This is a genomic window from Myxococcus vastator (assembly GCF_010894475.1).
In the GTDB taxonomy this organism is placed as follows: Bacteria; Myxococcota; Myxococcia; order Myxococcales; family Myxococcaceae; genus Myxococcus; species Myxococcus vastator.
Map to the genome: position 1 here is coordinate 1 of NZ_JAAIYB010000254.1, position 11,993 is coordinate 11,993.

Here is an 11,993-nt window from a genome sequence, read left to right on the forward strand (position 1 = left end):
CCTCCAGCAGCCGCACCAGGGCCCGTCCCCGCGCCAGCCGCGCGTCCAGGGTCAGCGCGTCGTCGGGGAGCGCATCCAGCCACGCCAGCAGCTCCCCCGCCGCCCCATGGCGCACCAGCAGCTCCGCGCTGGCCACGATGAAGGCCACGCGCTCAACGTGCCGCCCCAGGGCCTGAAGGTGGCGGCTCATCGCGCGGACCCGGACCACCACGGGCACTTCCTCGCGCGGCAGCAGCTCCAGGAGAGCCACGTGCGCCGCGCGCACCTCCTCCGTGTCGAGCAACGACACCAGGGCGTCTCGCACCAGGTCGTGCATGCCGTGGCGTCCGCGGGCGTCCCCCTCCACCAGCAGCCGGGCCCCCAGCCGCCGCAGCAGCTCGCCGTGGTGCCCTTCCGGGAAGAGGCCCGACAGAACCTCCGAGGACAGGGGCGCCTCGCTCAGCGCCAGCACGGAGGCGAGCCGCCGCTCATCCGCGCTCAACTGAAGCAGCGCCTTGAGCACCGGCTCCTCTCCCTCCACGTCGCCCGCGTGGGCCCGCCGCAGGTGGAACGGCAGCCCCCGGGAGCGGCGCCAGGCGTACTCGAACCCCTCATGCGCGCCATACAGCGCGTCGAGCTGACGCCAGAGCGTGCGCGCCGCCGCCTCTGTCAGGCCATCCAGCCGCAGCTCGAAGCGGTCCGGGCTGGTGGCGCGCCGGGGAACGGCTTCGCGCGACGTGGCCAGCAACGCCCCCCGCGCCAGCCGTCCGCCGAGCTCCTCCAGCAGCGCGGCGCGCTCCTCGGGCCGCAGCACCTGGAGGTCATCGACGACGCACAGCGCCTCGCTCGCGTCGGCCTGCCGTGCCAGGTCATCGAGGCGGGCTTCATCCGACAGCGCCTGCTGCACGGGGGCATCCCGCAGCAGCCGCCGCAGGTCGTCCACCACCGTGCCCAGCGAGTCACCTGGACGCAGGCGCCGGTGGACCACCGTCCCCGGGTGCCGCGCCGCCACCGCGGCGGCCAGCGCGGACTTCCCTGCCCCCGGCAGGCCATAGACGACACACGTCCGCACCCGCCGCAGCATCTCCCCCAGACGCCGGAGCTCGTGCGCACGCCCCACGAAGAGAGGAGGAGACACAGTCCCTTGGCGCAATGACGTGTGCATGTCGCTCGCATTCTATGTTTGCCCGTACTCCGCGCATGCCACGCGAAACCGTGTCACCCACCAGGTCCCCCGCCGGAGACCTGACGTGACGCCCCTCCTCAAGGCGGCTCTTGACGTCAAGTGGACATGCTCCCGGAGATTCTTGATTCCAGAATCAACGCACGTTATGTCCGAAATCTCCGAAAGAGTCGCACCTGGGGGAGGGGCGCTGCCTCGTGACAGTCATGCCACCTGATTCCACTTCAGACACAACGTCCGTCTCCGCCAGCCAGGACTGGCGGCCCAGCCCCTGGCGGAGCGGGGTCCAGCTCGTGGGATGCGTGGGCGCCTATGTCCTGCTCGCGGGGGCCAGCTATGTCGTCCTCGCCCAATCCCTGGCGGGCGGCGTGGCGCTGGCGGTGCTCGCGGGCGTCGTGCTGGTCCGGGTCTTCATCCTCCAGCACGACTGCGCCCACCGCTCGCTGTTCCAGCGTCCGGTGACGAATGACCGGGTGGGCGTGGTGCTGGGCATGCTGACGCTGGCGCCGCACGCGTACTGGCGGGCCATGCACCTGGTCCACCATGGCACCAGCGGCGACCTGGACCGGCGCGGCGTGGGCGACATCGTGACGATGACGACCCAGGAGTACCTGGCGCTCAAGCCCGCCCAGCGCCTGCGCTACCGGCTGTACCGGCACCCCGCCATCCTCCTGGGCGTGGGGCCCATCTTCCAGTTCCTGCTGCGCTTCCGCATGCCGGGCATCGTCCCCAAGGAGCGCGGGCCCGAGCGCCGCTCCATCCTGGTGACGAACCTGGCGCTGGTGGCCGTCCACCTCGCGTTCCTCGCGCTGGGGGACTGGCCCCGGTGGCTGGGGGTGCACCTCATCATCACCCAGGTGGCCGCGGGCCTGGGCATCTGGCTCTTCTTCGTGCAGCACCAGGTGGAGCGGCCCTACTGGGTTCCCCGCGCGAGGTGGTCGCTGAAGGGCTCGGCGCTCCAGGGCAGCAGTCACCTGAAGCTGCCGCGCGCCTTCGAGTGGCTCGTCGGCGCCATCAACCTGCACCACGTCCATCACCTGAAGCCCCAGCTCCCCAACTACCTGCTGCGCGGCTACATGGAGCAGCACGGCCTGGCCGACGAGGGCGTGAAGCTGGGCCTGCGCGACTCGGTGCGTGCCTTCCGCCTCAAGGTGTACGACGAGGCCACCGGCAGGATGACGGGCTTCCCCTCTGTCCACGCGGGCCACGCCAGGACACCCCTGGCTTCCCCGCCCTCCATCGAGCCGCCAGGTCAGCTGGGCCGACTGCTGACCTTCTCCGGCGAGGAACGCTGAACATGCCTGATTACGTCCATGTCCTCCTCGGACTCGCGCTGGGGTACGTCATCTCCTCATACGTCGAGTCCTTCATGCACGAGTACGTGTCCGACGCGCGCCCGAAGGCGGTGCGCTTCTGGAACCGCGCGCCGCGGCTGTTCCGGCCGATGATCAACACGCACTTCTCCCACCACACCATCCACCACGTGAGGACCTTCCGGAGCAGCCACGTGACGCAGTTCCGGAGCGCCGAGGAGAAGCAGAAGCTCACCGAGGAGCTGCTCCAGCGGGGCAAGCACGGCCGGACCATCATCAACGGCGCCTTCGCCACCCGGCTGCACGGCGAGGGCGTCTTCGTCTTCGTGGCCCCGCTGGTCATCTTCTTCCCGGTGTTCTACTTCACGCTCAAGCCCATCGCCTTCCTGGCCGGCTGCGTGACGCTGCTGCTGCCGCCGTTCATGAGCCACTTCGTCCACCCGTACCTGCACCTGCCCTTCGAGGAAGGACAGCGCACCGCGCCCCGGTGGCTGGCGTGGCTGCTGCGGACCCGCTACATGCGCGCCGTCTACCGCAACCACTTCCTGCACCACCGCTATGGCGGCGTGTCCAACTTCAACCTGGTGCTGGGGGCGGACATCGTGCGGCGGCGCACCCGCGCGCTGACGGAGAAGGACCTGTCCGTCATGGTCGAGGTGGGCATGCCGCTGCCCGAAGAGGCCCCCGCGCGGACCGTCCATGGCTGAGCCCGCGAACGCCTTCCACGTCCCCTGGTGGCTGCGCTTCTCCCACGTGCAGACCGTCGTCCCGCACCTGGACCGGCGCCGTCACGACGTGCTCACCGAGCACCTCCGCCACGAGCTGGCGGACGGTGACTTCGTGGACGTGTACTGGCTGAACCGGACGCGGCCAGGGCCCTTGTTCATCCTGCTGCCCGGCATGCAGGGCACGCAGGACGCCACCTACGTCCGCAGCCTGCTGTCGGAGCTGTCCCTGCGCGGCCTGCGCGCGGCGGTGTTGTGCCACCGGGGCGGCGCCGTGCCCAACCGGCGGGCCCCCTTCTATCACGCGGGCTTCACCGACCACCTGGCCTGGCTGGTGGGCTTCATCCGTGAGCAGGAGCCCCACACGCCGCTCCATGGCGTGGGCTTCTCCCTGGGCGGCAGCATGTTGATTCGCTACCTGGCGGAGACGGGCCACGCCAGCCACCTGTCCGCCGCGGCGGCCGTGTCCCTGACGTTCTCCCTGGCCAGCACGGCCCGGCGGGCCTGCGAGGGCATCAACCAGCTCTACCAGCTCCGCGTGTTGAACTCGTACAAGCGCGTCGCGCGGCTCAAGGCCCACCTACCGGAGTTCGCCTCACGCGTCGGGACGCTGAACGGGATGCGCAGCATCCAGGCCTTCGACGAGGTCTTCACCGCGCCCCTCCACGGCTTCAAGGACGCGCCAGACTACTACGCGCGGTGCAGCAGCCAGCAGTTCCTGTCGGGCATCGAGGTGCCCTTCCTCATCCTCAACGCCGAGGACGACCCGCTCGTCGCCCGGGACACGCTCCCCGACGCGCGCGCGCTGCGGGAGCACGTGCGGCTGGAGCTGACGCCGCATGGCGGGCACCTGGGTTTCATGTATCAGCGTCCCTCCGGGCTGGGGTACTACCCGCCGGCCCGGCTCATCTCGTTCTTCCTGCAGGAGCCGTCCGAAGCACATGAATCTCTATCTCAGGATGTTGTGGGTCATGCTCTCCTCGCTCTGGAAGCCGGAGATGCGCGTGGACGCGCTGACGAGCACGCTGGAGCAGCGCGTCCTGCCCAATGACCTGGACCTGAACCTGCACATGAACAACGGACGGTTCCTCACCGTCTGTGACTTGAGCCGGGTCGACCTGTTCATCCGCACGGGCCTGCTGGCGCTCATGCTCAAGCAGAAGTGGGCGCCCATCATCGTGCGCCACACCATGGACTATAAAAAGCCGCTTCGTCCGTTCCAGAAGTACACGGTGTCCATGTCGATTACCCGCTGGGACGAGAAGTACTTCTACGCCACCCACCAGTTCCTCTCGCGCGGGAAGGTGGTGGCGGAGGGCGAGTCCACCGCGGTGCTGCTCGGGCGCGAGGGCGTCGTCCCTCCGGCGACGGTGCTCGAGGCCGTGACGGCCCGGCAGAACCGGGCGGTGGCGGAGAGCCGCTGAGCGCCCCGGGCCTGGGCCCGCCTCACGCCCAGGCCTTGCGGACCTCCGCGTAGTAGTTGCGGAAGAAGGGCACCATGGCCGCGCGGTTGCTGTCGACGATGGCCAGGAGCTCCGGCGGCATGACGAACTCCTCCTCCCCCAGCGCGTCGTAGAGCGAGTCCAGCATCTGCTGGTAGAAGCGCGGGAAGGCGCGGTGCCAGCCCACCTTGGGCAGCCGGATGCCATGCTCCCACCCCATGGCCAGGTAGTGCTTGAGCGCCTCCGCGCGCGCCTCCTTCAGCGTGTAGAGGGAGATGGGCTTGCGCTCCGGCGGGAAGTCCTCGGCCACCAGGCCGCTCTGTCCGCACATCCGCCGCGCCATGTGCTGCCCCAGCAGCGGGGAGAGGAACAGCCCGTCGCGGTACGTGCCCGTGAGCAGCCACAGTCCCTCCACGGACGTCGGTCCGATGAGCGGACACGTGTCCACGGTGACGGGCCGGTTCCCCGCCTGCCAGGCGACGAGCTGCGCGCCGCAGAGGTCCTGGTCAATCTGCTCCAGGACGCACTCCAGCAGGAAGTACATGTCGGCCGGCGTGGTGCGCAGCATCGGCCGCGCCATCAGGATGTTCGTCGCGCCGAAGTAGAGCTGGCCCTCCCCGCGGGGCATGCCATGAAGGCCACAGGCGAAGGCCCGGTTCGGCGTGCGCACCACGTGCTGGAGCGACGTCCGGGGCACCTGGAGCAGCAGTGACGTCCCGCCGCCGCTGAAGATGCGGGGGATGCGCCGCGCCAACTCCGGCAGCTCGTCGAGCACCGCCTGCGTCCCCACGCCCATGGCGAGCACCACCTGCGCGGCGCTCAGCGCGCGGCCATCCTCCAGCCGCACGCCCGTCACGCGGCCCCCCTGGATGTCCAGCGCCTTGACGGCGCCATCCACGACGGACACCCGCGGCGACTGCTCCAGGGACAGGGTGAGCGCCCGCAGCAGGCGGCTCGCGTCCACCGAGCCCTCGCGGGGCAGGAACAGCGCCTGCTTGGGCCGGCAGTCCTCCGCGGGGTTCAGGCCCGGCACCTGGTTGGGGTCCAGCAGCTCGTGGGGCGCGTCCTCGTCCTTCACCGCCTGCTGGATGGCGATGAAGTTCTCGTCCTCAATCGTCCCGGACTTGGCGTTGCTGAAGACGATGGTGCCAGGGCGGACGTGGACGTGCGCGTCCTCGGGCAGCTCGCCATTGAGCTGCTCCAGCCACGAAGGCCAGAGGCGCGCGGCGAGCACGCCCTTGGCATGCTTCGCGCGGCCCGGCGCGGTGCGCAGCAAGGGCGCCGTCACCTCGCCGTAGCAACCCAGCATCGCCCCAGCGGCGGGAGAGGCGCCCGCGGGACGGCTGACAGGACCGACCACGGCGATGCGCAGCCGGGGGTCCACCTGCGTCAAGGCGCGCGCGGTCGCCAGGCCCAGCGCGCCGTTGCCCGCCACCACGATGTCATAGGTGTCCATTCGCTCGCTGTCCTTGGCGGCATGGGGATACGGCACAGCGCCCGCCGCATCCGGCTCGATGGGAGCGCGGACACGGCGGGCAGACCCTCAGGACTTCAGACTGACCCTACGGAAGGTCAGTCCTCCTTCTTGGACGTGTCGTTGACGATGTAGGGCGGCCACCACTGGCGCTCCGCGCTGGACCCACACGTCACGCTCGGCTCCTGGAGCAGGTCCTTCTCGGCCACCAGGTTCTTCACGGTCTCCAGCCACTGCGATCCGTTGTTCATGCCACGTCTCCTTGCTGCCGTGTTGGCTCTATGAGGGTACTGCGTACTAGTGATTCGAGCCCCGAACGCAACTGCCGGCGCGCTTCGTCCGGGGCCACTCTCGCGCCGACAACCTCGAGGTAGGCCCGCTCCATGTCGGAGTACGTCCTGCCGTCACTGAGCTCGAAAATCAGCCACGCATTCAGGTCGAGCCAGTGAATGCGCGGCGCGGCCGGTGAGAACACCATCAAGCACTCGCCCTGCTTCGACGGGCGGACCCGCAGCCCGTCCACCTTGCGGTACGCGGCCCGCGCCAGCTCAGGGGCTTGGGGTCTGGCGTCCTGGAGGAAGAGCGCGCGGTCCACGGGCGCCAGGGACTCGCGCTGCCACCGGACGAAGTCGCGTCCTTGTGGCGTGAGCAGATGCGCCCACTCCGTCAGCAACATCTCTCCCAGGAAGCGGGCCCGGTCCACCGAGCGGCCGTAGGGTGAAGCGCCGTCGTTGTTCACCACCGACGTCGCGTGCGGACGCGAGACGTACGACGACGGGTCTCCGAAGCGCTCCGTCAGGGCGCGGTCCGCCGTGAGCGCGGCCGCCTTGAAGAGCGCCAGGTGGACGTACACGTGATAGGAGAACACCGCGCGCACGCTCGTCCACCGGATGTCACGCCAGGGGACCTGGACCGTCTCCTCCGGCTTCGCGATGAGCGCCACCGAGCGGGTCGCGTCGAAGAGCTTCATGTGAAGCCCCTCGTGCAGCAGACACCCGGCGATGTCCCAGGGGTTCCCGAGCTCCTCCAACGCCAGGAAGATGGTGGAAGGCGTCAGGTCGCCGCCCGCGGCGGACAGGACGGTGCCGCCTTCGAGCTTCGCGCTGAGCAGCGCGATGGCCTCGACGTGCGTCAGGGCGCTCGCGCCCGAGTGCGGCAGCAGCAGGGAGAGCAGCTCGATGGAGTCATTGAGCGTCCGCTGCGCCTTGGCCTGCGGACTCAGGAGCGTCCCGCCGCTCTTGGACTTCGCGCCGAAGACACCGTCGAACGCCGCATGCAGCGCCCGCGAGTACGCATCCGTGGGCTGGGCCACATCCCACAGCCACTTGGGAACCGCCGAGCCCACCTGCCAGCGCGACGGCATGCGCGACTCGCACAGGCCCAGCGGCAGCGCCTCCAGCGCCCCCGGCAGCATCTCCTCCACCGGGTGGGGCGACGTCAGCCGCCCTGCCTCCAGGTCGGAGAAGGCCTGCTCCAGCGTCAGGCGCACGAGCGGGTCGAAGAAGACGCGGCGCGCCTCGGCGTCACTGAGCGCCTCCACCGCGGCCACCGCGCGCGACAGGGAGGGCAGCCGCTCCGCGAAGAGCTCCACACCGAAGCGATAGCGGGTCAGCACCTTCGCCAGGATTCGCGGCGAGTCCCCGAACGCGGGGTGGCTCGACAACGCCCGGTCCGCCGCCTGGACGACGCTCAGGACGTTCGTCACGGCGCACCTCCCTCGGCGACCTGCTCAATCATCCCGCTCGACTCCAGGCCCCTGAGCGTGGGCGCCAGTAGCGCCCAGGCGCGCTCGGCCCCCAGCCCCAGCGACGAGGTGTACGAGGAGAGCACCTCCTCCTCCGTCTTGCCGTCGCACAGCTCGAAGGCGAGCCAGGCCGACAGGTTCAGGGTGAGAATCTTCCGCGACGCCGGGTCCAGCGCGAACAGGACCTCCGAGGCCGGGGAGCGGCGCAGCGAGAGGTTCCGCCCCTGCCGGTAGCGCACCGACGACGGCGCCCGGCTGGAGCGGGGCGGCGCTGGCGTGGCGGCCGCGGCGCGCGGAGCGACGTCGTCACCAGTGACGCCGTCCACCAGGGGGCGAACCGTGTCCCAGAGCCACGCGACGAGCTCGCGCCCGTAGGGCGTCACCCGGGGCGACAGCGGGCCGGAGAGCTGCGAGTGCAGGTACGCCAGCCGCTCCTCGGCCCGGGAGTAGGGCTTGTCGTCGTTCTTCACCACCGACATCGCGTGGGCCGGAGCGTCGTAGTCACGGGGCGCGCCGAACTCCGCGTAGCAGTCTGGCCCCAGGTGCTTCACCGCCTCGCGGAACACCTGCATGTGCGCGTACGCGTGGTAGGCGAAGACGCTGTTGGACAGGGCCGTCCGCCGTCCCCAGGGCAGCTCCACCGGGTCGTCATCCGTCACGATGGCGCCCGTGCGAATCAGGTCGGAGAGCTTGAGGTGAATGGCCTCATGCAGGATGTGGCCCGCCGTGTCCCACGGGTTCTCCAGCTCGTCCGGGTCGATGAAAATCATGCACGGCGTGCCGTCACCCCCGGAGCCGGTGAGCATCCGGCCGCGTGGGCCCCGGATGTTCGCCACGGCGATGCAGTGCAGGTGCAGGAAGACGCTCTGCGCCATCTCCGGCACCAGCCGCCGTAGCAGCTCACAGGCCCGCTCCAGGCCTTCCACCATGCGCGGCGTCGGGCGGATGATTTCGACGCTGCTCCGGGCCCCGGGCATGAACCCGGTGCGGATGCTGTCGCGCAGCAGGTCCCCGACCCGCGACGGTGTCTCCGGGAGGTCCCAGACCCACGTGCGGCCCGAAGGCCCCACCGCGAAGTCACGCCCCATCGCCTTGCGCGCGACGGACACGCCGCGGCCCTCCTCCAGCGAATCCAGGGCCTCGCCGAGCAGCCCCGGGAAGGTGTCACGCACCGCCCCCACCGGCCCCGTCGTCTCCAGCTTGCTGATGGCCGTCTCCAGCGCGGCGCGCACGAGCAGGTCACCGAACAAGACATTCACGGACGCGGTGTCCAGCGCCTCGACACGCTCCGTCAGCGCCCGCAGCCGCGCGTCCTGGCGCGACAACACCTCCAGGACGAACTTGTAGCGTTCGATGACACGCAACACGATTTTCGACGAATCTCCAAACGGCACCTGATGCTGGAACCGATGGTCGAGCTGCCGGATGACCTCAATCTGTCGCACGCTGCTCTCTCCTCGGATGACAGACTCATCATAAATCGGCCATCCCGGCATAAACAGCATTTCGGAACTTCAAGGTATCAACCCACGCCGCCTATCACAAGCACAAGACGCCGAAACAGCGCGCTGCCCTCGCTTTTTTCCGCGCGCAATCAGGCGTCTCAGCCTGGAAATAGACTGTCTCAGTGCACTAATGAAGACGCGTTGCGTTGGCTGGCCCTGCGCGGAACCGCCTGCCCGGTCATGCATGACCCGACAGCCTATGACGTGGGGGTGACAGCGACTCCGGTCTCCATGGCGCGCGGTCCTCCCACAAGACTCCCAAAGCCTCCTGGAAAGCCCTTCCGGTGTGGCTGCCAAATTCCCAGGCGATGACACATCCATTATCAAACGGATGCGTGAGTCACCGGTGCCGTCGGAGCTTCCTGAACTAGACTGCGCTCACGTCCCGATGGACGGGACCGAACGCTGGAGACAACGATGCCGACCTGGATGCGGAGCGCGGGACTCGCGGTGGTGCTGTCGTGTGGGCTGTGGGGCTGTGGCGGCGTGCAAGCGCCGGAAGCGGAGGCCGCGCTCGGCGAGGCGAGCCAGGAGCTCATCATCCCTTGTAGCGTCGAAGATGACTCGGCCTGCCGCAACCGCCAGGACATGATTTGTGACTACAACCAGAGCTACTGCGTCTTCGTCTGCAGCGACGGCAGCGTGTGCCCCACCCACCGGTACTGCTGCAACTGAGGCCAGCCACCGCTTCCGACTGACGGACGGACGGGTGGAAACACCTGTCACCAGCTGAGGACGGCTGTCACCACCTGTCCGTCAGAAAATTGCGAGAGGGGCATACGCCATCACCTCCTTCGCCCTGGAAGTCTTTGCACGCGCGCTGGCATGCCGCATGCTCATGCGGACTCCACATCACGCCAGGGAATCCCTCTCACTCCCACGCGCAGGCGCTGTCCCCTGCCCTGGCGTTCGCTCTGCCGCGGGAACACCCCATCTACTTCCATGAATCGAATGTCTGATTGGCTTTCCACCGCGGTGATGTTCGCCGGCCTTGCCACCCTGACGGGCCTGCCGATGGCCGCCGAGGCCTCCAACGAGGTGTCGCCGGAGATCGTCTCCGCGATGCGCCGAGACCTCGGCCTCACCGAGCAGCAGGTGCACCAGCGCCTGTCCTTCGAGGCGAAGGCGCCCGGGCTGGAGCAGACGATGCGTGACCAGTTGGGCGACGCCTTCGGTGGCGCCTGGCTCGACTCGGAGGGCGGCCAGCTCATCGTCGGCGTCACCGACGAGTCCCGCCTCGCCAAGGCCCGGGTCGCCGGGGTGCGGACCGTGCGCGTGGCGCGCAGCCTGGCGCGGCTGGAGCAGGTGAAGGCGGAGCTGGACCAGAACGTCCAGGCGCTCTCGCCCGCCATCCACTCCTGGCACGTCGACCTGCCGACGAACAGCGTCGTCGTCTACGTGGACGCCTCCAGCCAGACGAAGCTGCGCGCGGACGCCTTCATCGCGAGGAGCTCGGGCCTGAAGGACGGCAGCCTCCGCGTGGTGGCCTCCAGCCACGCCCCCGAGCCCGCCTACGACTTGCGCGGCGGTGACCCGTACTACTTCAGCAACTACCGCTGTTCGGTGGGCTTCCCCGTCAACGGGGGCTTCGTCACCGCCGGTCACTGCGGCGGCGCGGGCACGCCCACCACGGGGCACAACGGCGTGGCCCTGGGCACCATCCGTGGCTCCGTCTGGCCCGGCGCCGACTACGGCTGGGTGGCCACCAATGGCTCGTGGACGCCGCAGCCGTGGGTCAACAACTACAGCGGCGGCAACGTCACCGTGGCGGGCTCCCAGGAGGCGCCGGTGAATGCCTCCATCTGCCGCTCCGGCTACACCACCGGCTGGCGGTGCGGCGTGCTCCAGGCGAAGAACATCACCGTCAACTACTCCGTCGGGCCCGTGTACGGCCTCCACAGGACGAACGCCTGCGCGGCCGGCGGTGACTCCGGCGGCTCCGTCATCTCCGGCAACCAGGCCCAGGGCGTGACGTCCGGCGTGGCGGGCACGTGCTCCGATAGCAACCCGCAGACGTTCTACCAGCCCGTCAACCCCATCCTGGGCGCCTACGGCCTGACGCTCCGCACGACGGGCGGTGGCGGCGGCAGTGGACGGGCCTTCGTGTCGCGCCTCAACGGCAAGTGCATCGACGTGCCCAACTCCAACTTCTCCGACGGCGTGCAGCTCCAGATGTGGGACTGCAATGGCACGAACGCGCAGCGGTGGACGTTCGTCAACGGCACCGTGCAGGCGGGCGGCAAGTGCATGGACGTGGCCTGGGCCTCCACGGCCAACGGCGCGGCCATCCAGTTGGCCAACTGCAGCGGCAACCCGGCGCAGCAGTTCGTGCTGAGCGGCGCGGGCGACCTGGTCAGCGTGCACGCCAACAAGTGCGTGGACATCGTGAACCACAACACGGCCAGCGGCGCCCGGCTCATCATCTACGAGTGCACCGGCAACCCGAACCAGAAGTGGGAGCACCGCTAAACCCTCTGTCGCCTGAACGAGCGACCTCGGTGCCTGGAGGCGATTCAGGCACCGCGGGCCGCTCGGGCGTGACACGCTGAGGGCCTCCAGCGCGCCTGGGCCGGCCAGCCCAGGCGCGCCGTCTCACCGGAGGACATCCCCATGGCCCCCTCCCTGCTC

The 11,993-nt window shown here is 69.4% G+C and carries 11 protein-coding genes; 6 read left to right on the forward strand and 5 right to left on the reverse strand.

The window, feature by feature from the left end; genetic code table 11:
* Nucleotides 1–1,099: AAA family ATPase (locus G4D87_RS38990; protein WP_205507693.1), on the reverse strand; the 1,099-nt coding region annotated here is incomplete at its 3' end.
* A gap of 365 nt (nucleotides 1,100–1,464) precedes the next feature.
* Here G4D87_RS38990 and G4D87_RS23195 point away from each other — a divergent pair.
* From G4D87_RS23195 to G4D87_RS23210, 4 genes are read left to right on the forward strand one after another with little or no spacing between them, the layout of a single operon-like run.
* Nucleotides 1,465–2,457: a fatty acid desaturase gene (locus G4D87_RS23195; protein WP_240358514.1), complete on the forward strand. Its 993-nt coding sequence runs from the start codon at nucleotides 1,465–1,467 to the stop codon at nucleotides 2,455–2,457.
* Nucleotides 2,458–2,459: 2 nt separating this feature from the next.
* Nucleotides 2,460–3,182 carry a hypothetical protein gene (locus G4D87_RS23200; RefSeq protein WP_163784395.1) on the forward strand — a complete coding sequence of 241 codons (723 nt, stop codon included), beginning with the start codon at nucleotides 2,460–2,462 and terminating at the stop codon, nucleotides 3,180–3,182.
* The gene (locus tag G4D87_RS23205; protein WP_163784396.1) at nucleotides 3,175–4,251 is read left to right on the forward strand and encodes a YheT family hydrolase; all 1,077 of its coding nucleotides are present in this window, start codon (nucleotides 3,175–3,177) and stop codon (nucleotides 4,249–4,251) included. The genes G4D87_RS23200 and G4D87_RS23205 overlap by 8 nt, the downstream gene beginning before the upstream one ends.
* Nucleotides 4,172–4,624, forward strand: a complete 453-nt coding sequence (locus G4D87_RS23210; protein WP_240358515.1) for an acyl-CoA thioesterase — start codon at nucleotides 4,172–4,174, stop codon at nucleotides 4,622–4,624. Before G4D87_RS23205 ends, G4D87_RS23210 begins: the two co-directional genes overlap by 80 nt.
* A gap of 22 nt (nucleotides 4,625–4,646) precedes the next feature.
* Here the strand turns inward: G4D87_RS23210 and G4D87_RS23215 are convergent, their stop codons facing one another.
* From G4D87_RS23215 to G4D87_RS23225, 4 genes are all read right to left on the reverse strand, one after another.
* The gene (locus G4D87_RS23215; RefSeq protein WP_163784397.1) at nucleotides 4,647–6,098 is read right to left on the reverse strand and encodes an NAD(P)/FAD-dependent oxidoreductase; all 1,452 of its coding nucleotides are present in this window, start codon (nucleotides 6,096–6,098) and stop codon (nucleotides 4,647–4,649) included.
* Between the two features lie 116 nt (nucleotides 6,099–6,214).
* Nucleotides 6,215–6,367: a hypothetical protein gene (locus tag G4D87_RS38995; RefSeq protein ID WP_176410444.1), complete on the reverse strand. Its 153-nt coding sequence runs from the start codon at nucleotides 6,365–6,367 to the stop codon at nucleotides 6,215–6,217.
* Nucleotides 6,364–7,821, reverse strand: coding sequence for an aKG-HExxH-type peptide beta-hydroxylase (locus tag G4D87_RS23220; protein ID WP_163784398.1), 1,458 nt, complete (start codon nucleotides 7,819–7,821; stop codon nucleotides 6,364–6,366). The genes G4D87_RS38995 and G4D87_RS23220 overlap by 4 nt, the downstream gene beginning before the upstream one ends.
* Nucleotides 7,818–9,305, reverse strand: coding sequence for an aKG-HExxH-type peptide beta-hydroxylase (locus G4D87_RS23225; RefSeq protein ID WP_163784399.1), 1,488 nt, complete (start codon nucleotides 9,303–9,305; stop codon nucleotides 7,818–7,820). The genes G4D87_RS23220 and G4D87_RS23225 overlap by 4 nt, the downstream gene beginning before the upstream one ends.
* Before the next feature lie 477 nt (nucleotides 9,306–9,782).
* Here G4D87_RS23225 and G4D87_RS23230 point away from each other — a divergent pair, with 477 nt between their 5' ends.
* Nucleotides 9,783–10,040 carry a hypothetical protein gene (locus G4D87_RS23230; protein ID WP_163784400.1) on the forward strand — a complete coding sequence of 86 codons (258 nt, stop codon included), beginning with the start codon at nucleotides 9,783–9,785 and terminating at the stop codon, nucleotides 10,038–10,040.
* 276 nt (nucleotides 10,041–10,316) lie between these two features.
* Nucleotides 10,317–11,834, forward strand: a complete 1,518-nt coding sequence (locus tag G4D87_RS23235; protein WP_240358516.1) for a ricin-type beta-trefoil lectin domain protein — start codon at nucleotides 10,317–10,319, stop codon at nucleotides 11,832–11,834.
* Nucleotides 11,835–11,993: the final 159 nt, after the last annotated feature.

Coding starts and splice junctions, on each gene's coding strand:
- G4D87_RS23210 (WP_240358515.1), top strand. CDS start 4,172: ATGCTCTCCTCGCTCTGGAAGCCGGAGATGCGCGTGGACGCGCTGACG.
- G4D87_RS23200 (WP_163784395.1), top strand. CDS start 2,460: ATGCCTGATTACGTCCATGTCCTCCTCGGACTCGCGCTGGGGTACGTC.
- G4D87_RS23230 (WP_163784400.1), top strand. CDS start 9,783: ATGCCGACCTGGATGCGGAGCGCGGGACTCGCGGTGGTGCTGTCGTGT.
- G4D87_RS23205 (WP_163784396.1), top strand. CDS start 3,175: ATGGCTGAGCCCGCGAACGCCTTCCACGTCCCCTGGTGGCTGCGCTTC.
- G4D87_RS23235 (WP_240358516.1), top strand. CDS start 10,317: ATGTCTGATTGGCTTTCCACCGCGGTGATGTTCGCCGGCCTTGCCACC.
- G4D87_RS23215 (WP_163784397.1), bottom strand. CDS start 6,098: ATGGACACCTATGACATCGTGGTGGCGGGCAACGGCGCGCTGGGCCTG.
- G4D87_RS38995 (WP_176410444.1), bottom strand. CDS start 6,367: ATGAACAACGGATCGCAGTGGCTGGAGACCGTGAAGAACCTGGTGGCC.